Source organism: Salinimicrobium sp. TH3, from assembly GCF_026676115.1.
In the GTDB taxonomy this organism is placed as follows: Bacteria; Bacteroidota; Bacteroidia; order Flavobacteriales; family Flavobacteriaceae; genus Salinimicrobium.
This window is the reverse complement of the sequence record NZ_JAPONB010000002.1, coordinates 99,468-122,531: the sequence shown is the minus strand read 5'-3', so window position 1 is coordinate 122,531 and position 23,064 is coordinate 99,468. Positions and strand designations below refer to the sequence as shown.

Here is a 23,064-nt window from a genome sequence, read left to right as displayed (position 1 = left end):
CTAATTTTGAGAAGACAAAAATTAATAAATATGCAAATTTCAGTAGAACTTGCTCTTACTCCCCTGCAGGATGATTTTGAAGCTCCAATTAAAGCTTTCATCAAAAAATTAAGAAGTTCAGGTTTGACCATAATGGAAAATCCTTTAAGCACCCAAATTTATGGGGAGTATGACAAGGTGATGGAATTCCTTACCGAAGAAGTCCGGGAAACTTTTCAGGCTTCAGATCATGTGCTGCTAACAATAAAAATTGTGAAGGGAAACAGAAGCGACTATGCAGCCGATTTTTGATTTTTTCTTTCAGCAGTATTCAGATTATCCCACGCTTTACATTGTACTGGAGATCATTGCGGTGATCTTCGGTTTCCTTTCAGTCTGGTTCTCCAAAGAAGAAAATATTCTGGTGTATCCTACGGGAATTATAAGCACTGTAATTTTTGTATATCTCCTTTGGCAGTGGGAATTGCTGGGTGATATGATGATCAATGTCTATTATTCTACCATGAGTATCTACGGCTGGTATGTATGGACGAGGAAGATTGACGCAGTGCATTTTATCCCGATTACTAAGACTACTCAAAAAGAGCATTTTTGGAGCCTGCTTATTTTTGCAGCAACACTTTTATTCACCTTTGGTATTTATGAATACTTTGATAAATGGAATAACTGGAAAGCTTATGTAGATACTGTAACAACAGGGATTTTCTTTGTGGGGATGTGGTTAATGGCGCGAAAAAAACTGGAAAACTGGATCTACTGGATCATAGGCGATGTGATCTCTGTGCCTCTGTACTTTTACAAAGGCCTTACCTTTACCAGTTTTCAATATTTGTTATTTACGATCATTGCCTTTTACGGATATAAGACATGGAAGAAAAGCTTGAGCAGCGGCGGACACGTGGTCTCGTAAAGATTGTCCTTTTTGGGCCCGAATCTACCGGGAAAACTACCCTGGCCCAATTGCTGGCAGACCATTATAATACCGGCTGGGTGCCGGAATATATGCGCGAATACTTACAGTTAAAATGGGATGAAGAGCAAAAGGCTTGTGAACCCCATGATCTCCTGCCTATCGCGAGAGGTCAAATGGCCCTTGAAAATGAAGCAGCATCGACTCACAAAGAGCTTCTTTTTTGCGACACCAACCTTTTGGAACTGGTCGTTTATTCCCGTGCCTATTATGACGAAACTGTAGAACCGGCCCTTCTTAAACATGCGTTAAAAGCGCAGTACGATCTATATTTTTTAACGTATATTGATGTTCCATGGGTTGAAGATGATCTGCGCGACCGCCCTAAAGGCAGGGATCAAATGTTCGCCAGGTTCAAAAAAGCCCTTGATGAGCACGATTTGCCGTACCGCATTCTGGAAGGAAATATCCAGCAGCGTTTTGAAACGGCAGTTAAAATTATTGATCAACTTAAAAAACCAGAAAATTGAACTTTAGCGAAAAGGACATTTCCCATTTTAGGGAAAAAGGAATAAGCCCCGAAAAAGTAGAACAGCAAATCGAGATATTCAAAAGAGGAAATATTGTTGTAAATATTCGGGAGGCAGCTACAGTAAAGAATGGAATCCTGGCCGTTGCCGAAGAAGAGCAAAAAGAACTCACCGACTTTTACGAATCCAAAAAAGATAATCTTGACATCTTAAAGTTCATACCGGCATCTGGTGCAGCTACCAGGATGTTTAAAGCATTTTATAACCTGTTGAAGGAGTTTGATCCCGAGAATGATGACCTTGAGGATTATATTGATAAAAAGAATGAACAGAGCCTGGAGATCTTCTTTAGCCGAATAAAAGATCTTCCATTTTATGACAAGGTGAGAAAGAAAGCTATAGAAGCTGAACCCGGTTTTGAAGAAATGCCGGAGGATAGCCAAAAATACCTTTTTGTTAAGTACATGCTGCAGGAAGATGGGCTCAACCTGGGAGATCAACCCAAAGGATTGGTGCCATTCCACAAGTATGAGGATCATCTTGCCACAGCTTTCGAGGAACATTTAGTGGAAGCCATAGATTATGCGGCGGCAGGAGAGAAGGTTAGGATACATTTTACGGTTGCCGAGGAACACAGGGAAAAATTTGAAGCAGAAGCCAGGGAAGTTGTGCCAAGGCTGGAACAGGAAACCGGTTACAATTTTGAAGTTACTTATTCTTACCAGGATCCCAAAACTGATACTGTTGCAGTAACCAAAGACAATGAGCCCTTTAGAGATGAAAATGGAGATATTTTCTTTAGACCCGGTGGTCATGGTGCCCTTATTAAAAACCTGAATGACCAGGATGCCGATGTTATTTTTATAAAAAATATCGACAACGTGGTTACTCCTAAAAATAGAGCGTTGCTTGCTTCCTATAAAAAGATGCTGGGAGGAAAGTTGCTTCAGCTTCAGGAGAAAGCTTTTAAGTTTCTGGGGAAGCTGGAAAAAGGTGCAGGGGAAGAACATTTTGAGGAAATGGAGTCTTTTCTGCAGAAGGAACTTAATGCAGGCCTCGGGATCAATTTTAAAGATCTCAATGAGGAGGAGAAACCCTCGGTCATAAAAGAATTGCTCAACAGGCCAATACGGGTTTGTGGCATGGTGAAAAATGAAGGAGAACCAGGGGGTGGGCCTTTTTGGGTAACGCAAAAGAATGGAGAAATTTCCTTGCAGATCGTGGAGAGCTCACAAATTGACCACGATAATTATCAGCAAAGTAAAATTGCACTGGAGGCAACTCACTTTAATCCCGTAGATGTGGTTTGCTCCACCCGTGACTATCGTGGAGGAAAGTTCGATCTTGAGAAATATGTAGATGAAGACACAAGTTTTATTGCCAATAAAACTAAGGACGGGAAAGAACTTAAGGCCCTGGAACTGCCCGGGCTGTGGAATGGGGGAATGGCGCAATGGAATACCATTTTTGTTGAGGTACCGGTGGAGACTTTCAACCCCGTGAAAACTGTGGCCGATCTTCTCAAACCTTCACACCAGGTGAGTTAGGTGGATGAACAGCTGCTCATACAGGAAACCGAATACAAAGCGGTAAGAAGCTCGGGTGCGGGAGGACAGAACGTGAATAAGGTGTCTTCAAAGGTTGAGCTCCATTTTAAGTTGGAGGAGACGCAGGCATTATCCAATGAAGAAAAACAACTAGCTTTAAAAAAGTTGGCTTCCAGGCTCACTAATTCAGGTGAATTGATCCTGCAGTGTGATGAATCCAGAAGTCAGCACAAGAACAAGGAACTGGTCACCAGGAGATTTTTGACTCTGGTTAAGGAATCTTTGATAAAACCTAAGGTTCGGAAGAAAACCAAAACCCCAAGGGCTGCAAAACTTAAGCGGCTTAGGGAGAAAAAGAAGCTTTCAGAAAAAAAAGCAACTAGAAAAGACCCTCTAAAAGAGTAATCCTGGGGAGAAATTCCACACAGAATTGGGGAAAAACCTCAACCTTTTATCTGTTTTCTTATTCTTAAAATATTGCCAAAGCCCTTGTTTTACAGGGGCTTTCTTATTGATGCTACAAACTGGCGCGATTTTGTCAATAGACTTAACAACAAACTAAAACATTAAACCCTAAAATTTAAGCTATGAAAAAATTATGTTTTACCGTACTGGCCGCATCTGCAATGTTATTTTCGGCTCAGAACCTTACCGCCCAGGAAGTAGATCCCACAAAAGAAGTAGAAGAAACTGTAGTTCAAAGAGCACAGGAAGAATTCACTAAGATTGAAGTCCAGGAATTACCTGCAGAAGTTCAACAAGCTGTAGAGCGTGATTTTGCCGGAGCTACAATTGCTGAAGCTTATGTGAAAGATCATGAAGGAACACAAAAATTCAAACTAAAAGTGAGTACAGCTGAGGGTGAGGATAAAGAACTTTATGCCGATGCTGAAGGAAACTGGATTGAAAAAGAGAAAAAAGAAAAGTCTGAAGACGACTGGAAGAAATAAGAAATATCTAACCAAACCCATCATTTAAAGGAGAAGCCGACTCCTGGTGGCAGATATCCCGGGGAACATGTGTTAATAGGTTAATTAATTTTCCGGTTTTTTTACCGGAACCAGGTTGAGGGAAATCTGAAAAATGGAGTTTAGGAAAGGGAGCTAATAAATTAGCTCCCTTTTTTATGCTTATTTTTGATGCTGAGGGGTTTAAAAATTCTAATTTTGTCAATATTTAAAAATACCCATGGCTAAAATTCTTTTAGTTGAAGATGACGTAGCATTTTGCACTATGCTCAAGACATTCCTGGTAAAAAAGGATTGTGAGGTAGATGCCGTATATACTGCGACCGAAGCCCTTAACCTGGTGGCCAAAAACAGGTATGACGTAGTAATTTCTGACGTTCGTCTTCCCGATAAAGAAGGTCTCGAGATCCTGCAGGCTGTCAACCAGAAAGGAGATAAAACGGGAGTGATAATGATGACCAGCTATGCCGAAATTAGTATGGCGGTAAATGCCATTAAAGAGGGCGCACTGGATTATATAGCCAAACCTTTTCATCCCGAGGTGATCATGAAAGCGATCAATGATGCTTTGGAAGGTCCCGGTAGCGTGAAACCTGTGACGAAGAAAAAAGAGACTTCTGTAAAAAAGGACGATTATATTAAAGGAGGGAGTGAGGCTTCGGCCAAACTAAATAATTATATCGACCTGGTTGCCCCAACAAATATGTCTGTGCTTATCATGGGTGAAAGTGGAACCGGGAAGGAACAGATCGCTAAAAGCATTCACGAAAAAAGTAAGCGCAGTGCTGCACCTTTTGTGGCCGTAGATTGTGGGGCTATTCCCCGGGAATTGGCTTCCAGCGAATTTTTTGGACACGTAAAAGGTTCTTTTACCGGTGCGGTAACCAATAAAACAGGGCATTTTGAGGCAGCAAATGGCGGCACCCTTTTCCTTGATGAAATAGGAAACCTTAACTACGAGCTCCAGGTACAGTTGCTGCGGGCATTGCAGGAGCGAAAGGTTAAGCCTGTGGGCAGTAACGAGGAGATTCACGTAAATATTCGGGTTATCGCTGCCACTAATGAAGATCTTTTTGAAGCCGTTAAAAAAGGTGATTTTAGAGAAGATCTTTATCACCGGCTTAATGAGTTTTCGATTAAGGTGCCGCCTCTAAAAGATCGCAAGGAAGATTTAATGGTCTTTGCTAATTATTTCCTTGACAGTGCGAATGAGGAACTGGAAAAAGACATTTCCGGTTTTTCAGAAAAGACAATTGCTGCCTTTAGAAATTATAACTGGCCGGGGAATCTCCGGGAGTTGAAAAATGTGGTAAAGCGTGCGGTTTTACTTTCAGAAGGGGACTATATTTCTTCTTCCTGTTTACCTTCGGAAGTAGTTGCAGCCAAAGAAAAACCCGAAGAACATGATTACAGTCTTTTCAAGAACAAGAATGAACAGGAAATGATCCTCGATGCGCTTGAAAAAACCCACGGAAATAAAAGTAAGGCGGCGAAACTTCTTTCTATTGACAGGAAAACCCTGTACAACAAGCTGAAGCAGTACGGTATCAACCTGTAATCTCTTCCTGAAGGTTTTCCAGAAGTTCATTTATCTCTTTTGCAAGAGAAGCTACATTGACGTTCTTGTATTCTTCACCGTTCACATTTTCGAGGATAGCCAGTTTCTCTACGATTTTTGGCACCTGTAACTGCCGGAACATGGGAAGCATTTTATGAGCTACGGCAGAAACCTTCTTTTTTTGTCCTTTTTGATACGCCAGTTCCAGAGCGAGGAGATTTGATCTTGTACTTTCTATAAAAGCAGTCAATATAGCATCCATGGCATCGGAATCTTCTCCTGCAAAATTCCTTATTTCAGATAAAGTATAACCTTTTTGCAGTTTTTGGGGAGAAGGAGTGGGTGGTGCCCCAGTCTTCAACTTAAGATCCAGAAGATCGCTTATGATCTTGAGCAATTCCTGCGAGGAATAAGGTTTCAAAAGACTGCCACTAAATCCCTTTTTTAGATAATCTGCCGCACTAACATCGGGTTGCCCGGAGAGGGCGATAACAGGCAGATCTTCCCGGGAAGGGTCTTTTCTTATTTTTCGAAGCAATTCAAAACCGTCCATTTTTGGCATTTGAATATCGGTAAGCACAAGGTGTGGGGAGGTAGCCTTTATTATTTTTAATGCTTCTTTCCCATTCTGGGCCGTGCGGTAGGACATCCCGGCATTACGGATCAATTCTTTAAGCAATCCTAATTGGGCCGGTTCATCATCTACTATAAGAACCGAAATTTTTTCAGGATCTTTTACAGCCAGGGCTTTTGCCGGTAGAGCGGGCTCACTGGATGCGGCATATTCTACCGGGATTTCGACAAGGAAAGTACTGCCTTTTCCCGGTTCGCTCTCTAAATTTATTTTACCTTCCAAAAGATCTGTGAGTTTCTTACTAATGGCAAGGCCCAGCCCGGTGCCACCATAACGTTTTTCTATGCTGCTGTCTTCTTGAGAAAATTCTTCAAAAACCTTCTCCTTTTGTTCCGTTGAGATCCCAATCCCTGTATCTTTTACCTGAATACACAGCACAGGGTTTTTTCTTCCCTGTCGCAGCCAGGCCTTTACTTCTACGCTTCCCTGCGGAGTAAATTTACAGGCGTTGTTTACAAGATTAATAAGTATCTGTTTTAGACGAAAAGGATCTGTGATCACTGGTCGATCCAAGTCGGGCGCTATGTCTATTATCACCTCGACATCCCTGGGTTTTTCGGGAGGAACTGCATTTTCAACGGTTTCTTCAATGAGATTCTTTGGGTTAAATGCCAGTTCTTCAATAGACATTTTTCCTGCTTCCAGCCTGGAGAGGTCCAGCAAATCGTTCACCAGGCGCAATAGATAATTGGAAGATTGCTTGAGCTGCCGCAGGTATCTGTTCTGGGATTTGTTGAGGTCACTCTTTTCAAGCAGCCCGGTGTAGCCAATAACTGTGTTTAGGGGAGACCTGAGGTCATGGGTAACCGTATTCATAAATTGTTCGCGGCTGGAAAGCAGGGATTCGGCATAAGTTTTTGCCGCCTCCAGTTCCTGCCGGTACTGCTGGCTCCTGGAAACGTCCTTGACCACAAGAAAAACAAAGGTTAAAATGACCAGGAGACTTGCTATTCCCAGGAAGAGAATTGTCGTTGAGGTGTCTTCTATAGTATCCTGCCAGGCCTCTACCTGGTTCATTGATGCCATTCTTTCTTCGGCTTCCAGAGTACTTAGTAAGGTTCTTAACCTGTTATTAAGCTGAATTTCATTGGCCAGTAACTGGTCTTCCTGTCTTTTCAATTCCATACGGTACTGCCTCTCCTGGGTCTCAAGCTGCCCTAAAACACTTTTTACAGAATTGACCAAAGAGTCTATGGTGATCCCGGGGGGATTGGGATTCTGCTCATTCGTATACTCCAACAATTTGATAAGCAGTTGTCGCTGGTGAGGCTGAAGGTCTTTAAACCGCTGATCATAATTTCGGCTTTCAAAATTTTCATCCACCCGTTGTAATTCTGAAAGTACCCGGGCATAATAACTATCTGTTTCTCCGCGTGCCCTCAACTCCAGCAGTTCTTCCAGGTTTTGGGTCTTTTGACTAAGAAGTTTGTTTATACTATCTATTTCCCGGTCCAGGGAACTGTCGGTCCTAAAGTTTTGAAGCGAGGCAAGGCTAAATTTTATTGAGTCGATCTTGGCGTTATAAGTGTCCAGTCCTTCCAGGTTTCCGGTTTGAATGAGTTTCCTGCTTAGGCTTTCAGCTTCATAAAGTTTTGTGGCAGCTTCACCCACAAGCAGAAGCTTTTGGTTTCCGGCATTACTCCTTTCGGTCAAACTGGTGTAACCCTCTACCTGGTGATATATGAACCATACTGCCAACCCCATTAGAGTAGCCAGTATGATGTAACCGGCAAATACCGTGAATGTTATAGACGCCTTTTTTTTAGCCATGATTTCTACAAAGTATAAAATTAAAGGCTTTCTTTCCTAAACTTTCAAAAATTAGGTTAAATCAAAAAAAAGCAATTACCTTTGCGCCATCTCAAAGGGGTGCTAAGTCCTGTGAAAGCAGGAGGAAGCTGAGATCATACCCAAGGAACCTGGGCAGGTAATGCTGCCAAGGGATAGGTGCAAATTGCGCCGCGCAAGTATAGTACTCCTGTGAACCAATTGTGGTTTTCAGGATTTTTTATTTTATAACCATCAGGAATAACAGCCCCTTTTATTCGTAACTATTTTTACGAATGAAACATGTTTTCTTAATTTTCAGTCTTTTTCTTGCCACAGCAAGTGGTTTTTCACAGGAATTTCAGGTATCAGGAACGGTCACAGATGGCAAGATGCCATTAAAAGACGTGCTTGTAAAAGTTCAAGGCTCCTCTCTTTACACTCAAACTTCGGCTTCAGGAAAGTATTCTTTAACTCTCGATGAGGGCACTCACCATCTCATCTTTTCCTTCGGAAATAAAAAACGTATTCAAATTGAGCTTTCAGAAGATATGGAGCTTAATGTTGATATGAGCGATGCAGAGGAGGTGCTGGGGGAGGTGTTCCTTTCCGCAGTGAGAGTTAGCGCCAGTTCTCCCATTACCTATAGCAATTTGTCAAATGAGGAAATCGAGGACCGCAACCTGGGGCAGGATATTCCCAGTCTTATGCAGTTCATGCCGGGAGTGGTGACGACAAGCGATGCCGGAGCCGGAATTGGTTACAGCAGCATACGGGTTAGAGGGACCGAAGCCCGTGGGATAAACGTGACTATTAACGGGATTCCCTATAATGACGCAGAGAGCCAGGGAACCTTCTGGGTCAACCTGGGGGATTTTGCATCCTCTGTAGAAGACCTGCAACTGCAGCGGGGAGTTGGAACTTCTACCAACGGGGCCGGAGCTTTTGGTGCAAGTCTTAATATCCTCACCGACAGGTACAACTATGAACCTTCGGCAGAAATTGCCAACAGTTTTGGCTCTTATAACACCCGGAAGCATACGGTAAAGTTTAGCACAGGATTATTTGATGATCACTGGGAGTTTAACGGGAGAGCTTCTGTGATAAAAAGTGACGGTTATATTGACCGTGCTTCAACAGATCTTAAATCTTACTTTTTCCAGGGGTCTTATGTAGGTGAAACCACCCTTATTAAGGCCCTCACCTTTGGAGGTAGCGAAGTAACCTACCAGGCCTGGGATGGAATAGATGCCGATCAATTAAAGGAAGATCGACGTTTTAATCCTGCTGGGGCTTATGAAGATGACGAAGGTAATCTTCAATTTTACGATAATCATGTTGATGATTATAAGCAGGATCATTTCCAGCTTCTATGGAATGAGCGCTACGGCAATGGCTGGTCTTCAAATGTTGCTCTTCACTACACTTACGGAAGGGGATTTTACGAGTCATACAGGGCAGAAGAAAATCTTGAAGAGTACAATCTACAGCCCTTTACTGCAAACGGAGAAGAGATCACCGAAAGTGATCTAGTTACTCAAAAATGGCTTGTTAACGATTTCTACGGTACAACTTTCAACCTGCAATATGAAAATGAGAGGCTGGAAGTAATTGCCGGGGGAGCCTGGAATAACTATGAAGGAGACCATTTTGGGGAGGTTATATTTACACGTTTTGCACCAAGTATGCCATTGCACAGGTACTACGAGAACCAGGCTCAAAAGAGTGATTTTAATATCTTCGGAAAAACCACTTATGCTGTTACCGATGATCTTGCTCTTTATGGAGACCTGCAGCTAAGAAGGATCAATTATGAAGTGAATGGTTTTGAAGAAGAAAATGTGCCTTTCATTGTCTATGACAATCATACCTTCTTTAATCCTAAAGCCGGATTAACTTATGAGTTTTCTGAAGCCAGCCGTCTTTACTTTTCTTTTGCCAGGGCCCACAGGGAGCCAAATCGCACAGATTATGAGGCAGGAGACCCAGAACCCGAAGAATTGAACGATTTTGAACTGGGATGGAGATTTACGACCGGGAAACTTGAATTGAATTCTAACCTTTACTATATGGATTACCGGAATCAACTGGTGTTAACTGGTGAATTGAATGATGTAGGTGCGCCAATAAGAAGGAATAGCGGGAATAGTTACAGGCTAGGTTTGGAACTGGATGCAGTTGTGAGGTTGCATCCAAAATTCAGCTGGAGACCGAATATCGCTATAAGCCGAAATAAGAATGATGACTGGTTTGCGACCTGGGATGGAGAGCTGCGCAGCTTCGGGAGTACAGATATCTCTTTTTCTCCCGGGATCGTTGCGGGAAACATCCTGGAATACCGCCCGGTTGAGGGTCTGGAGATCAAATTCCTTTCAAAGTACGTAGGAGAGCAATATATGAGCAACCTGGAGAACGAAGCATCTTTACTCGAAAGCTATTTTGTAAATGACTTTAACCTGCAGTACACCTGGAGGAACGCGCCCCTTTTTAAAGAGGTGGTATTTACTGGATTGATCAACAATATCTTTAGCGAAGAATACGTCTCCAACGGGTACTATTACACTTATGACTGGGATGGAGTGACTTATGACGGTGCAGGCTACTATCCGCAGGCAACCCGCAACTTCCTTGTGGGAATGACCTTAAGATTCTAAACAAGGAAGACCTTTCAAAAAAGGCATTTTTAGAGCTCTCAGGAATGCCTTTTTTATTGTGTTAATTAGAGATCTCCAAAACATTTCCCGATCTAACAACCCGGTATGGTTTTAAGGTATATTGGCCCGTGCCGGCAATTTGTTCGCCAGTAATGATCGTGTACTTATTGCCGTCACCACAGGAACAGGTTGCTTCTGTACCATTTACTACAAGGGCCGAACATGGCTGTGGAACATGGTTAGGATCGGTAAGCTCATATGCAAGATATTGATCATTGTTGAGGTTGTAAATGACGATCCCGTTGATGCCATAATTACCTGTTATGAATTTATTTCCCGGAAAATTGAGCTGATTATATTCGGGGAGGCTAAGGTCAAATTGCACCGAAAAATTGAGGTGGGGCAGGTAAGGATTTCGGTTTATATCATCATCAGATGAACATCCTAAAATGGTGAAAAAGAGGGGTAAAAGCAGCAAAATACGCTTCATAAGTGATTTTTTTAAAGCTACAGGATTATAATTGTACTGGATATTTTAATTTAGTATATTTGTTTAAAATCCCGTCGGCGAATGGGATTTTTTCTATTTATATAAACGACGAAGTTATGAGTAAAGTATCATATTATACTGCAGAAGGCCTTAAAAAACTTAGAGATGAACTCAACCACCTAAAAGATGTTGAGCGGCCAAAAGCTTCACAGGCAATTGGCGAGGCCAGGGACAAAGGGGATCTTAGTGAAAACGCCGAGTATGATGCAGCAAAGGAGGCCCAGGGTCTGCTTGAGATGAAAATTTCGAAGATGGAGGAGATCTATGCGAATGCAAGATTAATTGATGAGTCACAACTTGACACTTCAAAAGTTCTGGTGCATTCTACGGTGAAAATTAAAAATATGACTAACGGTGCTGAAGTAAAATACAAGCTCGTAGCACAAAGTGAAGCAGACCTTAAGTCGGGAAAGATCTCTGTAGACAGCCCGATAGGGAAAGGGTTGCTTGGAAAAAAAGTGGGAGATATTGCCGAAGTCGAGGTACCTTCAGGAACCATGAAATTTGAGATCCTTGAGATCACCCGCGATTAAGATCTTCCAAAAATGACATTTTAAAGATCCTTTCTTTCGGAAAGGATTTTTTTATGCTTTCATTTAATGCCGAAAATCTTAACTTGTTAACTCAAAAAATAAAATTATGCCAACCATATTTACAAAGATCATTAACGGGGAATTACCCGCCTATAAAGTTGCGGAAACAGATAAATTCCTGGCCTTTCTTGATGTTAGACCAAATACAAAGGGCCACACTCTTTGTATTCCAAAGGAGGAGGTAAATAAGATATTTGACCTGGATGAGGAAACATACATGGAGCTCATGGCTTTTTCCCGAAAGGTGGCAAAAGGAATTGAGAAGGCTGTTCCCTGCAAACGTGTAGGTATGGCTGTAGTAGGACTGGAAGTACCTCATGTGCACGTGCATCTTATTCCGCTTAACAGCATGGGCGACATGAATTTTGCCAATAGTGTTTCCATGAGTGATGAAGAATTCAAGAAGACTGCTAAAGATATAAAAGCCAGTATCTAGTGGAATTTTCAGATTACAAACTTTCATTGGACCTGCGCATAGACTTTAGTGATCTCGACATGTACCGGCACGTGAACAACCTTACATTTATCAGGTTTTTGCAATCGGGTCGGGTTAACTTCTGGGAAGCCACAGGACTGGGACAAATATTTTCAGAATCCAACAAAGGAGCCATCCTGGTTTCTACACATTGCGATTTCAAGAAATCTCTCTTTTATCCCGGTACTGCGACAGTGAAGACAAAACTGGCTTATATTAAGAACAGCAGCTTCGGGCTGGACCAGTTGATCCTGAATGAAAAAGGGGAAGTTTGTGCCGAGGGGAGGGATATTGCAGTTTTCTTCGATTTTTCTGAAGATAAAGCGCTGCCTATTCCGCCGGAATTAAAAAAAGTTATGCAGCAGTTTTAGCCTTTTGCAGCAAGATCTCGATAGTCGATCCTTTATTGATCTCACTTTTCAAGACCCGGATTCTTCCCTGGTGGTATTTCTCAATGATCCTTTTGGATAGGGATAAACCTAACCCCCAACCTCTCTTTTTGGTGGTGAAACCGGGTTCGAAGATCTGTTTGAATTTACTCCTTGGAATACCTTTTCCTGTGTCACTAACAAGGATATAGACATTTTTTGAATCCTGCTTCAATTTGATCTCCAAATCCCCCTTTCCTTTCATGGCATCAATGGCGTTTTTCACCAGATTTTCTATAGTCCAGCTGTAGAGCTGGGCGTTCATATTCACAGGGATCTTTTCTTCAGGAAGATTCAGCTTGAAATTTATGAGCTTTGAACTTCTTGCTTTGAGGTAATCAAATGAATTACGGGTTTTTTCTACTATGTCTTCAGGTTCAAGCGTAGGAGCAGAACCTATTTTGGAGAACCTTTCGGTAATGGTTTGCAGGCGATCCACATCTTTTTCAATTTCTGTGATGTAAGCCGGATTTACCTTTTCTACTTTTAAAATTTCTGTCCACCCTATAAGAGACGAGAGAGGTGTCCCAATTTGATGTGCAGTCTCTTTTGCCATCCCCGCCCAAAGTTTGTTTTGCTCACTGCTTTTGGTGGTCCTGTAGAAGAAGTAGATCACCGCAATGAAAAGTATGATGATAAGAATAAGAGCAAGGGGATAATATTTTAGTTTTGTAAGCATGGGGGAGTCTCCGTAGTACACCTGGTTCACCCGGCCTTCTCCCAGGTCCATTTCTATGGGTTTGTTTGTGCCTTTAAGAGATTGCAAATATTCCTGAAGTCTTTCTTCGTTCGCCATGATCCCCTCGGGAATATTCATGGCATCTTTGATCTTGCCATTCTCATCGACCAAAATGGTTGGAATGCTGGAATTGCTGTTGAGGATCTTGAGGTGGAGGTCCAGGCCGGTATCTGTATCTACCTGGTCGAGATAAACCTGTGCAGAGGCCCAAATATCCATCTTCACCCGCTCTTCTTCCTTGATGCGTTGAAAAAAGGCAACAGTATTCCAAACTATAAGACTTACAATAATAAGGGAAGAAACGATGATGAACCAGCGGCGAAAGTTTCGTTTGTCTGAAAACCTCATGAAGGCAGGGCTTTAATTGCGTTTAAATATAAGCGTTTTAGGTAGATTATTATTGTGCAGTCCCTTTTTCATCTCTTGACGTGTTTCGTTACCTTTGCCAAAATCCAGATTATGCTTACCATAGATCCTAAAGAAATACCGGTTCCAAAGTTGCACCAATATTTGCTTGGTGCTGTAGGACCCCGGCCTATAGCTTTTGCAAGTACCATAGATGCACAGGGAAGGCCAAATTTATCGCCATTCAGTTTTTTTAATGTATTTGGAGCGAATCCGCCAATTCTTATCTTTTCTCCCGCCCGTAGGGGAAGAGACAACACTGTGAAGCACACTTACAACAATTCTAAAGCTACGGGGGAGGTAGTGATCAACGTGGTGAATTATGATCTTGTTCAGCAGGTTTCCCTTTCAAGTACAGAATATGACGAGGGTGTCAATGAGTTTGTCAAAGCCGGTCTTACCATGCTTGAATCTGAAGTTGTAAAACCTTTTAGGGTAAAAGAATCCCCGGTGCAATTCGAATGCAAGATAAATGAAATCGTGGAGACGGGAAGTGAAGGTGGCGCCGGAAACCTTGTAATTTGCGAGGTGCTAAAAATGCATATTCGGGAAGATATTTTAGATGAAAATGGCTATATTGACCAGCATAAAATTGACCTGGTAGCCAGGATGGGAGGCAACTGGTACACCCGTGCCACTCCCGGAATGTTCGAGGTTCCTAAGCCGTTACAAACTCTTGGGATTGGTATTGATGCCATTACCGATGAGGTGCGCAACAGCAAATATTTAACAGGGAACGATCTTGGAAAATTAGGAAATGTAGAGCGGTTGCCAACTGCCCGGGAAGTTGAGGAATTCATGAATGGAAACTCTCAACTTTCGGAATTGGTAAAAGAAGGGAATGAGCAAAAAGTGCATTCCACAGCAAAAGAATATTTAGAAAAAGACGATCCGGCGACAGCCTGGAAAATATTATTAGCAAAAAACGTGTGATATGGAAGTACAAGGAAAAATTAAAATGATTGGACAAACCCAAACCTTCGGAAGTAATGGGTTTAGGAAGAGAGAAGTGGTGGTAACAACAGAGGAGCAGTATCCACAACACATTCTTGTCGAGTTTGTACAGGACAAATGTGATCTTTTAAATAACTACGCTGTAGGGCAGCCTGTGAAGATAGGGGTGAACCTTCGTGGGCGTGAGTGGGTTAATCCACAGGGAGAAACAAAATATTTCAATTCGATTCAGGGGTGGAGAATAGAAAATCTTGCAGCTCAAAGTCCGGGACAGGGCGGAGCTCCTGTACCACCGGCAGATCAATTTGAGCCTGCCAATAATCTTAATGACGAAGATTACGACGATTTGCCATTCTAGGTAAAAACACAATAAACAGCAAAAACCCCTTTTCTGAAGAATTGGGGTTTTTCCTTTTCTGAAAAGCGGGAATTAATGTGAGCCATTAAATTTTTTATTTTTACTCCTGAAAAAGACTTGGAATCTTGAAATTCTTAAAACCACAAGACGAATTTCCTTCAGTTAAAGAAGCCACAGCAGAAGGTTTGCTGGCTTATGGCGGCGACCTTTCTCCCAATCGACTTCTGGAAGCTTATTCGCGCGGAATCTTTCCCTGGTATGAAGAGGATCAGCCAATTCTTTGGTGGAGTCCAGATCCCAGGATGGTGTTATTTCCGGAGAACCTGAAGGTCTCTAAAAGCATGAAACAGCTCATAAAAAAGAACGCCTTCCAAATCACTTATAATTCAGCTTTTTCAGAAGTAGTTGACCACTGTGCAAAGATTTCAAGAACGGGACAGCAAGGCACCTGGATAACACCCGAAATGAAGCAGGCCTACCTCTCTCTTCATCAAAGAGGTTTTGCAACCTCGGTGGAAGTCTGGCAGGAAAATGAACTGGTGGGGGGACTTTACGGGATCTATTTAAAGGAAAAGAGAATCTTTTGCGGGGAAAGTATGTTTGCTAAAGTTAGCAATGCTTCAAAATACGGTTTTATACATCTTGTAAAGGAACTTGAAAAGGGAGGGGTAAGGTTAATAGACTGCCAAATGTATACTCCACATCTTGCCAGCCTGGGTGCCGGGGAAATTCCCAGAAGCGTTTTCCTTAAATATTTGGATTAAAGCTGGAGAAAGGCTCTGCTAAGGAAGTCTATTGTCAAAAAAGACCCTGGGTGTTTTCTTACCGTTTCAGTTGTACTACAATTTTTAAATTAAAATTTTAGAAGAGAGATTTTGGGTCACAAGAGCGGGATGAAAAAAGGAAGATCCAAAAATGCCTTTTTTGGAACCTGATTATTTTCGTTGGTCCAGCTCTTTAATTTCAGGATTTCTAAAACAGTTTTTTATATGGTCATTGACCATTCCGGTGGCCTGCATATGTGCGTAAACCACTGTGGGACCTACAAATTTAAATCCTCTTTTTTTAAGGTCCTTGCTCAAAGCTTTACTAACAGGAGTGGTGGCCGGCACTTCTTTTAAGTGATCCCAGTCATTCTGTACAGGGCTGCCATCGACAAAGCTCCAGATGTATTTAGAAAAACTACCGAATTCCTCCTGCACCATTATAAAAGCCCGGGCATTGGTTACGGCTGCACGAATTTTCGAACCATTTCTTATAATGCCACTGTCCTGCATGAGTTCTTCTATTTTAGCATCGGGATAATTTGCCATCTTTTTATAGTCAAAATTGTCAAAAGCTTGCCTAAAATTTTCCCTTTTCCGAAGTATAGTGATCCAGCTCAATCCCGCCTGGAATGTCTCGAGGATCAAAAATTCGAAAATTGCAGCGTCATCTTTTAATGGCACACCCCATTCCCGGTCGTGATAGGCTTCGTAGAGTGGATCACCCACGCACCAGCCGCAGCGGATCTTTTCTTCCATTAATTCTGAAAATTATAAGTTATAGTTCCCGGCTGAGAATTTCTCCCGGGAAGTTGTGAAAATTTGGCATTAGCTGCATATTCCATTGCCATGTTGGTAAGACATTCATTACTGGTGGAAGATGCATTTTTATTGATTGACGTTTTCACCACGTCTCCTGTAGCGTTAACAGTGATGTTTACCACGACCCTTCCCGGAGTATCGCAGGTGTAAATCGGGTTGGGAATATCTATCGCCGACCGCCCGCGAAGAGAAAAGGAAATGGAGCTGCTTCTCATGGTTCCTTGCTTCACAGAGGTTTCTTTACTGGTATTATCTCCTTCGGAAGCTTTTTTCCTCTCCTGTTTCCTGCTGTTGTTCAAAGCAATCTCGCCTTTTGAATCTTCTGCAGATTCTTCTTGGGAAGCTTCCTGTTGTGCTGAATTTTTTTCGAAAATTTCATCCAGTCTTGATTCCAGGTTTCTTTGACTCTCTTCCTGATTTTGATTAAAGGCCTGGTGGGTTTTTACCGTTGGACCGGGACGTTGAGGTTCGGCCGGTTCGGGTTCCTCAGGCTGGGGCTGCTCTTCTTGGGGAGCAGGTAGTGGACGCAATTCATTAAGCTCAATAAGCGTCTCCCGAATCTTTTTCGATTCGTTTGAGATATTGATGTTGTACATGGACAAGATCAAGATCGAAAAGATAAGGGTGGTAATGATCAGTGCCTTATGTCGGTCGAAAAAATCCATTTTTTAAGTTTCTTCCTTGGGGGAAAGATACTCATTTACAAACGAATCGACTGTTAAGGCATTTTCAACTTTGTATTCCCCAATGCGGGTGCGACGCAGGGAGGAAAGATAGGCGCCGGTGTTTAGTTGTGATCCAAAATCGAAGGCCAGACTACGAATGTAGGTCCCTTTGCTGCATACTACTCTAAAATGCACTTTTGGAAGTTCAATTTTTGTGATCTCAAATTCCGAAATATTCACAGTACGGGTAGGGATCTCAATTTCTTCCCCGTTTCGGGCATACTCATACAGCCTTTTTCCGTCTTTCTTTAAAGCTGAAAAAACCGGTGGTCGTTGCTGGATATCTCCCAAAAATGCCTTTGTTGCTTCATGAATTCCTTCGGAAGTAAGGTGTTCTGTAAAGAAAGTTTCATCAACTTCGGTTTCCATGTCATAGGAAGGGGTGGTGGCGCCAAGGGTAAAGGTGCCGGTGTATTCTTTTTCCTGCCCCTGGAGGCTTTCAATTAATTTGGTAGATTTTCCGGTACAAAGAATAAGCAGTCCTGAAGCTAGGGGATCTAAAGTTCCCGCGTGGCCAACTTTTATCTTTTTTATCCTGAAGTTCCTCTTTATAAGCCATCTCACCTTGTTCACCAGTTGGAAAGATGTCCATTCCAGTGGCTTGTCGAATAAAAGGATCTGTCCGGCTTTAAATTCTTCTTCAGTCATTTATTTATGCTGCAAAATAATATTCATAAGTGATCGCTATTGCTCCTACGATAAAGCAGTAAACGGCAAAATAAGATAATTTGCTCTTGCGTACGAGGGCAATCATCCATTTACAGGCCGCATAGCCCGCGATGAAAGCGGCAATAAATCCTGCCAGGAGAGGCATGGGATCAATAGTGGTATCGGTGAGGTCTCCACTTAAAAGATCCTTGGCGATTTTTCCTAAAATTAGTGGCACTACCATTAGGAATGAAAAACGGGCTGCTTTTCCCTTGTCGTTTCCAAGTAAAACAGATGTTGAAATGGTAGCTCCACTTCTGGAAATACCAGGCAAAATTGCTATGGCCTGCGCCACTCCAATTACCACACTATCCATATAACTTACAGGTTTACCGGTGTTTTTTGCGCGATCGGCCAGCCATAACAACAGGGATGTGATTAAAAGCATAAAGCCCACAAAAGTTAGATCACCCCCAAAAAGGGATTCGAGTTCTTCTTCAAACATTAAGCCTATAATGACTGCAGGGATCATGGAAAAAATGATCTTTACCGAAAATTTGGTTTCATCATTCCATTGGAAAGAAAACAGGCCGCGAAAGATTTCTGCGACATCTTTTCTAAAAACCACAATGGTACTTAAAGCTGTTGCAAAGTGCAATACCACGGTAATCATAAGAGATTCCTCTGGGATACTGTTGTCACCAAGAAGGGCTTTTCCAATTTCCAGGTGACCGCTGGAAGAAACAGGTAAAAATTCAGTAAGTCCCTGGATAATTCCAAGGAACACGGCATCGATAATTTCCATTCTTATTTTCGGGGGTTGAGAAGTATGGCGTAAACTTCAATGGCAAAACCAATAAGTACTAATGCAGGTGCAAGACGTATTCTTCTAAAATTGTAGATCTCGGGATTAAACACATTGGGGTCATCGCTTCCACCGCCGGCCATAAGAATAAATCCAAGGGCAATAACAGCTAAACCAATACCCATTACAATGTAGTTCTTCTTTTCAAAAACAAAATTGAGATCCTGCTTGTGTAAAGGCTTATTACTCTTCTTCATTGGTTCTTTAATTTTTAGCCACTTTTCCAGCCATGGACTTAGGATGTTTTTTAACAGGAGTCAAAAATAACATTTTTAATTTACCTAATTAATAATACAATTCGTCCGTCTTTAGGTTGAGGAAACGTTGCGTGGCAAAAAAGGTGCTTAACCATGTAATTATTATCCCCATGAGAAAAACTCCAATGAAAAGAGCAGCCAAAAGGGAGACATCATTTAAAAGTTCCAGCTCGGGGAAGCTTTTGTTCATATAATAAAGTACGATAGCCATTCCAATTAAAGCAATAAAAGCTCCTATCATTCCAAGTTTTACACTTTTAAGGATAAAAGGTTTCCTAATGAACCTTTTTGTAGCCCCTACCATTTGCATGGTCTTAATTATAAATCTTTTGGAATATACCGAAAGCCTTATTGAGCTATTGATCAACAGCACTGCTATAAATGTAAATATCGCGCTTATGGCCAGTATCCAAAAACTTATTTTAGTAACATTCTCATTAAGCAGGGAAATGAGCGGTTTATCATAGACAACTTCATCTACAAAATTTTTCGCAGTCAATTCCTGTGCTATAGTATCAATCTCACCCGAGCTTATATAATCTGCCTTAAAATATACATCAATGGAATTTTGCAGGGGATTGTAACCCAGGAATTCCATGAAATCCTCTCCAATTTCCTTGCTGTGGGCCTCGGCAGCTTCTTCTTTGGTCACATAGGTAGTGGATTTGGTATATTCGGCTAAAGCCAAACTTTTGTTGAGCTGTGTGATCTCTACTTCCTTGGCTGTATCCTTGAGATAAATGGTCAGGGCGATCTGCTCTTTAAAATGATCAGCTATTTTTTTGGTGTTGAGCACCAAAAGTCCCAGTAAGCCAAGTAAAAAGAGGACCAGTGCAATACTGATCACAACTGAAAAATAAGAGGAAATAAGACGTCTTTTTTGATACTTTTCAAAAGATGAGCTCATGGGCGGCTGCGTAAATTTGTGTAAAAATAAGAAAGTAAATCGATCCCTTTCTTTAAAACGTCCAAACTTTTCACTTTCGTACATTAACCGTATTTTTGCGCTTCCCTGAAGGTTTCGGGGAGCTGTAATAACGTGACGCTGAATCATTATAATGAGGTACAACTTCAATCAAATAGAAAAGAAATGGCAGAAGTATTGGGCGAAAAACCAAACTTTTAAAGCTAAGAACAATTCCGGTAAACCAAAATATTACGTGCTCGATATGTTCCCATATCCATCGGGAGCAGGGCTGCACGTTGGGCACCCGCTGGGTTATATTGCCAGTGATATCTACGCACGCTATAAGAGGCATAAAGGATTTAATGTGCTGCACCCGCAGGGATACGACAGTTTTGGTCTTCCGGCCGAGCAGTATGCAATCCAGACAGGGCAACATCCTGCGGTGACAACCGAGGCTAATATCAACCGCTATCGTGAACAACTCGACCAGATAGGATTTTCTTTTGACTGGAGCCGGGAAGTGCGAACCAGTGAACCCGATTATTACAGGTGGACGCAATGGATCTTTATTCAGCTTTTCGATTCCTGGTATGATCATGATACCGAAAAAGCAAGACCAATTTCACAATTGGAGGAGATCTTTGCTTCGGAAGGGAACAGCGGCGTAAATGCAGCCTGTGATGACGGTGTGGAGCAGTTCTCTGTATCACAATGGAAAAGCTTTTCTTCTGAAGAAAAACAAAGGATTCTGCTCAAATACCGCCTCACTTACCTGGCCGAAACTGAAGTAAACTGGTGCCCGCAACTGGGAACAGTACTGGCCAATGATGAAATTGTAAATGGTGTTTCTGAAAGAGGTGGATACCCCGTATTAAGGAAAAAAATGACCCAGTGGAGCATGAGGATTTCGGCTTATTCCGAAAGACTTCTACAGGGATTAAAGGATATCGACTGGACAGAAAGTTTGAAGGAGAGTCAGCGTAACTGGATTGGAAAATCTGTGGGAGCACTCGTTGAGTTCAAAGTTCAAGGTTCAAAGTTCAAGGTTCCCGTGTTCACCACAAGACCTGATACGATCTACGGAGTTACCTTTATGACTCTTGCACCCGAGCATGAGTTGGTGCAGAAGATCACAACTTCTGAACATAAAGAACAGGTCGAGGCTTACATTGAAGCAACAACCAGGCGCAGTGAGCGCGAAAGAATGGCCGATGTAAAAACCATAAGTGGTGTTTTTACCGGAGCTTATGCCGAACATCCTTTTACCAAAGAACCGGTGCCAATATGGATAGGAGATTATGTTTTGGCGGGATATGGTACTGGCGCCGTAATGGCAGTACCTTGTGGAGACCAGAGGGATTATGAGTTTGCAAAACACTTTGATCTGCCAATCAGAAATATATTTGAAAATGTAGATATATCCCAGGAAGCCTATTCTGGCAAGGAAGGAACTGTAATTGCGAATTCAGAATTCCTTGACGGGCTGGAATATAAAGCCGCCCTTCAAAAAGCCATTTTAGAGCTGGAGAAGATTGGGCAGGGGAAAGGCAGGACCAATTATAGATTAAGAGATGCTGTTTTTAGCAGACAAAGATATTGGGGGGAGCCATTCCCGGTGTATTACGTGGACGGTCTTCCCCAGATGATCGAAAAAGAGCATTTACCGCTTCGTCTTCCCGAGGTAGAAAAATATCTACCTACAGAAACCGGGGAACCACCATTAGGAAATGCAACAACCTGGGCATGGGATACAGAAAAAAATGAAGTAGTTGAGAATGCCAGGATCGATCACAAGACAATATTCCCCCTTGAACTTAATACGATGCCGGGTTGGGCAGGAAGCTCCTGGTATTTATTCCGGTACATGGATCCTCACAATGAGGAGCGGTTTGTTTCTCAAGAAGCGCAGCAATATTGGGAAAATGTGGATTTGTACATAGGCGGTAGCGAACACGCAACAGGACACCTATTGTATTCAAGATTCTGGACCAAATTTTTGAAGGATCGTGGTTTCCTTACTGTGGAAGAACCTTTTAAGAAATTGATCAACCAAGGAATGATCCTGGGAACAAGTGCATTTGTTTACAGACTGGAAGGGGAAAACAAGTTTGTCTCAAAAAGCCTTTCTGAAGCCCATAATGTACAGCCAATACATGCCGATGTTTCTATGGTTAATTCTTCAGATGAACTGGATATCGAGGCATTTAAAAAATGGCGACCAGAATTTGCCGAAGCTGAATTCATTACCGAAGATGGAAAATATTTAGTGGGCCGCGAGGTTGAAAAGATGTCCAAATCCAAATACAATGTTGTTAATCCAGATGACATTTGTGAAGATTACGGGGCAGATACTTTAAGGATGTACGAGATGTTCCTTGGGCCACTTGAACAGGCCAAGCCATGGAACACTGCCGGAATCACCGGAGTGCACAATTTCCTGAAAAAACTATGGAAGCTTTACCATGACGAGGACAACAACTTCAGGCTAAGTGATGAGAAAGCATCAGCCGATTCTCTTAAAACACTTCATAAGACGATCAAAAAGGTGACAGAAGATATTGAAAACTTCAGCTTTAATACTTCCGTAAGTACATTTATGATCTGTGTTAATGAATTGGCGGCTCAAAAATGCCATTTTAGAGAGGTTCTTGAACCGCTTGCGGTACTTATTGCGCCTTATGCGCCACATATTGCCGAAGAGCTATGGCAGAAACTTGGACATGACACCTCGGTTACAACTGCCAGCTATCCCGAATATGAAGAGAAGTACCTGGTCGAAAGCTCAAAAGAATATCCTGTTTCCTTTAACGGGAAAATGCGTTTTACTCTTGAACTACCTTTGGATTTGAGTAAGGAGGAGATCGAGAAGACGGTTTTGGCCCACGAAAAGACTCAGCAGCAATTGAATGGCAGGGAACCTAAAAAGGTAATTGTGGTGCCGGGCAAGATCGTAAATATTGTTGGCTAAAGATTTTTACTAAAGCCGCAGCAGCAGCGGAATAGGAC

The 23,064-nt window shown here is 42.2% G+C and carries 24 protein-coding genes; 15 read left to right on the top strand and 9 right to left on the bottom strand.

The window, feature by feature from the left end:
* The first annotated feature begins 30 nt into the window (after positions 1 to 30).
* From OU683_RS03745 to OU683_RS03715, 7 genes are all read left to right on the top strand, one after another.
* Positions 31 to 291 (top strand): YkoF family thiamine/hydroxymethylpyrimidine-binding protein, encoded by a 261-nt coding sequence (locus tag OU683_RS03745; RefSeq protein WP_228913591.1) that lies wholly within the window; start codon positions 31 to 33, stop codon positions 289 to 291.
* Positions 275 to 910 carry a nicotinamide riboside transporter PnuC gene (pnuC, locus tag OU683_RS03740; RefSeq protein WP_268135296.1) on the top strand — a complete coding sequence of 212 codons (636 nt, stop codon included), beginning with the start codon at positions 275 to 277 and terminating at the stop codon, positions 908 to 910. Before OU683_RS03745 ends, pnuC begins: the two co-directional genes overlap by 17 nt.
* Positions 868 to 1,440 (top strand): ATP-binding protein, encoded by a 573-nt coding sequence (locus OU683_RS03735; RefSeq protein WP_268135294.1) that lies wholly within the window; start codon positions 868 to 870, stop codon positions 1,438 to 1,440. Before pnuC ends, OU683_RS03735 begins: the two co-directional genes overlap by 43 nt.
* Positions 1,437 to 2,987: a DUF4301 family protein gene (locus tag OU683_RS03730; protein ID WP_268135292.1), complete on the top strand. Its 1,551-nt coding sequence runs from the start codon at positions 1,437 to 1,439 to the stop codon at positions 2,985 to 2,987. The genes OU683_RS03735 and OU683_RS03730 overlap by 4 nt, the downstream gene beginning before the upstream one ends.
* Complete coding sequence (gene arfB, locus OU683_RS03725) at positions 2,988 to 3,392, top strand: alternative ribosome rescue aminoacyl-tRNA hydrolase ArfB (protein WP_268135290.1); 405 nt, start codon at positions 2,988 to 2,990, stop codon at positions 3,390 to 3,392. It abuts the gene before it with no gap.
* 182 nt (positions 3,393 to 3,574) lie between these two features.
* Positions 3,575 to 3,937 (top strand): hypothetical protein, encoded by a 363-nt coding sequence (locus OU683_RS03720; RefSeq protein WP_268135288.1) that lies wholly within the window; start codon positions 3,575 to 3,577, stop codon positions 3,935 to 3,937.
* Positions 3,938 to 4,175: 238 nt separating this feature from the next.
* Positions 4,176 to 5,513 carry a sigma-54-dependent transcriptional regulator gene (locus tag OU683_RS03715; protein WP_268135285.1) on the top strand — a complete coding sequence of 446 codons (1,338 nt, stop codon included), beginning with the start codon at positions 4,176 to 4,178 and terminating at the stop codon, positions 5,511 to 5,513.
* On the opposite strand, the gene OU683_RS03710 is transcribed toward OU683_RS03715, so the two are convergent.
* Positions 5,503 to 7,917, bottom strand: a complete 2,415-nt coding sequence (locus OU683_RS03710) for a hybrid sensor histidine kinase/response regulator (protein ID WP_268135283.1) — start codon at positions 7,915 to 7,917, stop codon at positions 5,503 to 5,505. The genes OU683_RS03715 and OU683_RS03710 overlap by 11 nt on opposite strands.
* Before the next feature lie 293 nt (positions 7,918 to 8,210).
* Here OU683_RS03710 and OU683_RS03705 point away from each other — a divergent pair, with 293 nt between their 5' ends.
* On the top strand, positions 8,211 to 10,568 hold the full coding sequence (locus tag OU683_RS03705) for a TonB-dependent receptor (RefSeq protein WP_268135280.1): 2,358 nt from the start codon (positions 8,211 to 8,213) through the stop codon (positions 10,566 to 10,568).
* Between the two features lie 61 nt (positions 10,569 to 10,629).
* On the opposite strand, the gene OU683_RS03700 is transcribed toward OU683_RS03705, so the two are convergent.
* Positions 10,630 to 11,058: a Rieske (2Fe-2S) protein gene (locus tag OU683_RS03700; RefSeq protein ID WP_268135278.1), complete on the bottom strand. Its 429-nt coding sequence runs from the start codon at positions 11,056 to 11,058 to the stop codon at positions 10,630 to 10,632.
* A 116-nt stretch (positions 11,059 to 11,174) separates the two neighbouring features.
* On the opposite strand from OU683_RS03700, the gene greA reads away from it, so the two are divergent.
* The 3 genes from greA to OU683_RS03685 all read left to right on the top strand — a co-directional run bounded on the left by greA (position 11,175) and on the right by OU683_RS03685 (position 12,557).
* The gene (gene greA, locus OU683_RS03695) at positions 11,175 to 11,651 is read left to right on the top strand and encodes a transcription elongation factor GreA (protein WP_268135276.1); all 477 of its coding nucleotides are present in this window, start codon (positions 11,175 to 11,177) and stop codon (positions 11,649 to 11,651) included.
* A 106-nt stretch (positions 11,652 to 11,757) separates the two neighbouring features.
* Positions 11,758 to 12,147: an HIT family protein gene (locus tag OU683_RS03690; protein WP_268135274.1), complete on the top strand. Its 390-nt coding sequence runs from the start codon at positions 11,758 to 11,760 to the stop codon at positions 12,145 to 12,147.
* Complete coding sequence (locus tag OU683_RS03685; RefSeq protein ID WP_268135272.1) at positions 12,147 to 12,557, top strand: acyl-CoA thioesterase; 411 nt, start codon at positions 12,147 to 12,149, stop codon at positions 12,555 to 12,557. The genes OU683_RS03690 and OU683_RS03685 overlap by 1 nt, the downstream gene beginning before the upstream one ends.
* Here OU683_RS03685 and OU683_RS03680 read toward each other — a convergent pair.
* A complete protein-coding gene (locus OU683_RS03680; protein WP_268135270.1) occupies positions 12,541 to 13,701 on the bottom strand; it encodes a sensor histidine kinase in 1,161 nt (386 codons plus the stop codon). The genes OU683_RS03685 and OU683_RS03680 overlap by 17 nt on opposite strands.
* Positions 13,702 to 13,812: 111 nt before the next feature.
* On the opposite strand from OU683_RS03680, the gene OU683_RS03675 reads away from it, so the two are divergent.
* The 3 genes from OU683_RS03675 to aat all read left to right on the top strand — a co-directional run bounded on the left by OU683_RS03675 (position 13,813) and on the right by aat (position 15,834).
* Positions 13,813 to 14,691 carry a flavin reductase family protein gene (locus OU683_RS03675; RefSeq protein ID WP_268135268.1) on the top strand — a complete coding sequence of 293 codons (879 nt, stop codon included), beginning with the start codon at positions 13,813 to 13,815 and terminating at the stop codon, positions 14,689 to 14,691.
* A 1-nt stretch (position 14,692) separates the two neighbouring features.
* Positions 14,693 to 15,070 carry a DUF3127 domain-containing protein gene (locus OU683_RS03670; RefSeq protein WP_268135266.1) on the top strand — a complete coding sequence of 126 codons (378 nt, stop codon included), beginning with the start codon at positions 14,693 to 14,695 and terminating at the stop codon, positions 15,068 to 15,070.
* 125 nt (positions 15,071 to 15,195) lie between these two features.
* Positions 15,196 to 15,834: a leucyl/phenylalanyl-tRNA--protein transferase gene (gene aat, locus OU683_RS03665; RefSeq protein ID WP_268135264.1), complete on the top strand. Its 639-nt coding sequence runs from the start codon at positions 15,196 to 15,198 to the stop codon at positions 15,832 to 15,834.
* A 171-nt stretch (positions 15,835 to 16,005) separates the two neighbouring features.
* Here the strand turns inward: aat and OU683_RS03660 are convergent, their stop codons facing one another.
* The 6 genes from OU683_RS03660 to OU683_RS03635 form a co-directional block, all read right to left on the bottom strand.
* The gene (locus tag OU683_RS03660; RefSeq protein WP_268135262.1) at positions 16,006 to 16,593 is read right to left on the bottom strand and encodes a DNA-3-methyladenine glycosylase I; all 588 of its coding nucleotides are present in this window, start codon (positions 16,591 to 16,593) and stop codon (positions 16,006 to 16,008) included.
* Positions 16,593 to 17,321: an energy transducer TonB family protein gene (locus tag OU683_RS03655; RefSeq protein WP_268135260.1), complete on the bottom strand. Its 729-nt coding sequence runs from the start codon at positions 17,319 to 17,321 to the stop codon at positions 16,593 to 16,595. Before OU683_RS03655 ends, OU683_RS03660 begins: the two co-directional genes overlap by 1 nt.
* Before the next feature lie 3 nt (positions 17,322 to 17,324).
* On the bottom strand, positions 17,325 to 18,029 hold the full coding sequence (truB, locus tag OU683_RS03650) for a tRNA pseudouridine(55) synthase TruB (RefSeq protein WP_268135258.1): 705 nt from the start codon (positions 18,027 to 18,029) through the stop codon (positions 17,325 to 17,327).
* Positions 18,030 to 18,033: 4 nt separating this feature from the next.
* Positions 18,034 to 18,834, bottom strand: coding sequence for an undecaprenyl-diphosphate phosphatase (locus OU683_RS03645; protein ID WP_268135256.1), 801 nt, complete (start codon positions 18,832 to 18,834; stop codon positions 18,034 to 18,036).
* Positions 18,835 to 18,836: 2 nt separating this feature from the next.
* On the bottom strand, positions 18,837 to 19,091 hold the full coding sequence (locus tag OU683_RS03640; RefSeq protein WP_228915945.1) for a DUF3098 domain-containing protein: 255 nt from the start codon (positions 19,089 to 19,091) through the stop codon (positions 18,837 to 18,839).
* Positions 19,092 to 19,179: 88 nt separating this feature from the next.
* The gene (locus OU683_RS03635; protein ID WP_268136135.1) at positions 19,180 to 20,058 is read right to left on the bottom strand and encodes a cell division protein FtsX; all 879 of its coding nucleotides are present in this window, start codon (positions 20,056 to 20,058) and stop codon (positions 19,180 to 19,182) included.
* Between the two features lie 151 nt (positions 20,059 to 20,209).
* On the opposite strand from OU683_RS03635, the gene leuS reads away from it, so the two are divergent.
* On the top strand, positions 20,210 to 23,026 hold the full coding sequence (gene leuS, locus OU683_RS03630; RefSeq protein ID WP_268135254.1) for a leucine--tRNA ligase: 2,817 nt from the start codon (positions 20,210 to 20,212) through the stop codon (positions 23,024 to 23,026).
* The last annotated feature ends 38 nt before the right edge of the window (positions 23,027 to 23,064 follow it).

Excerpts from the sequence above, each read along its gene's own strand:
- OU683_RS03645 (WP_268135256.1), bottom strand. The coding sequence starts at position 18,834 with ATGGAAATTATCGATGCCGTGTTCCTTGGAATTATCCAGGGACTTACT.
- OU683_RS03745 (WP_228913591.1), top strand. The coding sequence starts at position 31 with ATGCAAATTTCAGTAGAACTTGCTCTTACTCCCCTGCAGGATGATTTT.
- OU683_RS03710 (WP_268135283.1), bottom strand. The coding sequence starts at position 7,917 with ATGGCTAAAAAAAAGGCGTCTATAACATTCACGGTATTTGCCGGTTAC.
- OU683_RS03655 (WP_268135260.1), bottom strand. The coding sequence starts at position 17,321 with ATGGATTTTTTCGACCGACATAAGGCACTGATCATTACCACCCTTATC.
- OU683_RS03675 (WP_268135268.1), top strand. The coding sequence starts at position 13,813 with ATGCTTACCATAGATCCTAAAGAAATACCGGTTCCAAAGTTGCACCAA.
- OU683_RS03705 (WP_268135280.1), top strand. The coding sequence starts at position 8,211 with ATGAAACATGTTTTCTTAATTTTCAGTCTTTTTCTTGCCACAGCAAGT.
- OU683_RS03715 (WP_268135285.1), top strand. The coding sequence starts at position 4,176 with ATGGCTAAAATTCTTTTAGTTGAAGATGACGTAGCATTTTGCACTATG.
- greA (WP_268135276.1), top strand. The coding sequence starts at position 11,175 with ATGAGTAAAGTATCATATTATACTGCAGAAGGCCTTAAAAAACTTAGA.
- leuS (WP_268135254.1), top strand. The coding sequence starts at position 20,210 with ATGAGGTACAACTTCAATCAAATAGAAAAGAAATGGCAGAAGTATTGG.
- OU683_RS03660 (WP_268135262.1), bottom strand. The coding sequence starts at position 16,593 with ATGGAAGAAAAGATCCGCTGCGGCTGGTGCGTGGGTGATCCACTCTAC.
- OU683_RS03700 (WP_268135278.1), bottom strand. The coding sequence starts at position 11,058 with ATGAAGCGTATTTTGCTGCTTTTACCCCTCTTTTTCACCATTTTAGGA.
- OU683_RS03680 (WP_268135270.1), bottom strand. The coding sequence starts at position 13,701 with ATGAGGTTTTCAGACAAACGAAACTTTCGCCGCTGGTTCATCATCGTT.
- pnuC (WP_268135296.1), top strand. The coding sequence starts at position 275 with ATGCAGCCGATTTTTGATTTTTTCTTTCAGCAGTATTCAGATTATCCC.
- OU683_RS03735 (WP_268135294.1), top strand. The coding sequence starts at position 868 with ATGGAAGAAAAGCTTGAGCAGCGGCGGACACGTGGTCTCGTAAAGATT.
- OU683_RS03640 (WP_228915945.1), bottom strand. The coding sequence starts at position 19,091 with ATGAAGAAGAGTAATAAGCCTTTACACAAGCAGGATCTCAATTTTGTT.
- OU683_RS03670 (WP_268135266.1), top strand. The coding sequence starts at position 14,693 with ATGGAAGTACAAGGAAAAATTAAAATGATTGGACAAACCCAAACCTTC.
- truB (WP_268135258.1), bottom strand. The coding sequence starts at position 18,029 with ATGACTGAAGAAGAATTTAAAGCCGGACAGATCCTTTTATTCGACAAG.
- OU683_RS03690 (WP_268135274.1), top strand. The coding sequence starts at position 11,758 with ATGCCAACCATATTTACAAAGATCATTAACGGGGAATTACCCGCCTAT.
- OU683_RS03720 (WP_268135288.1), top strand. The coding sequence starts at position 3,575 with ATGAAAAAATTATGTTTTACCGTACTGGCCGCATCTGCAATGTTATTT.
- OU683_RS03635 (WP_268136135.1), bottom strand. The coding sequence starts at position 20,058 with ATGAGCTCATCTTTTGAAAAGTATCAAAAAAGACGTCTTATTTCCTCT.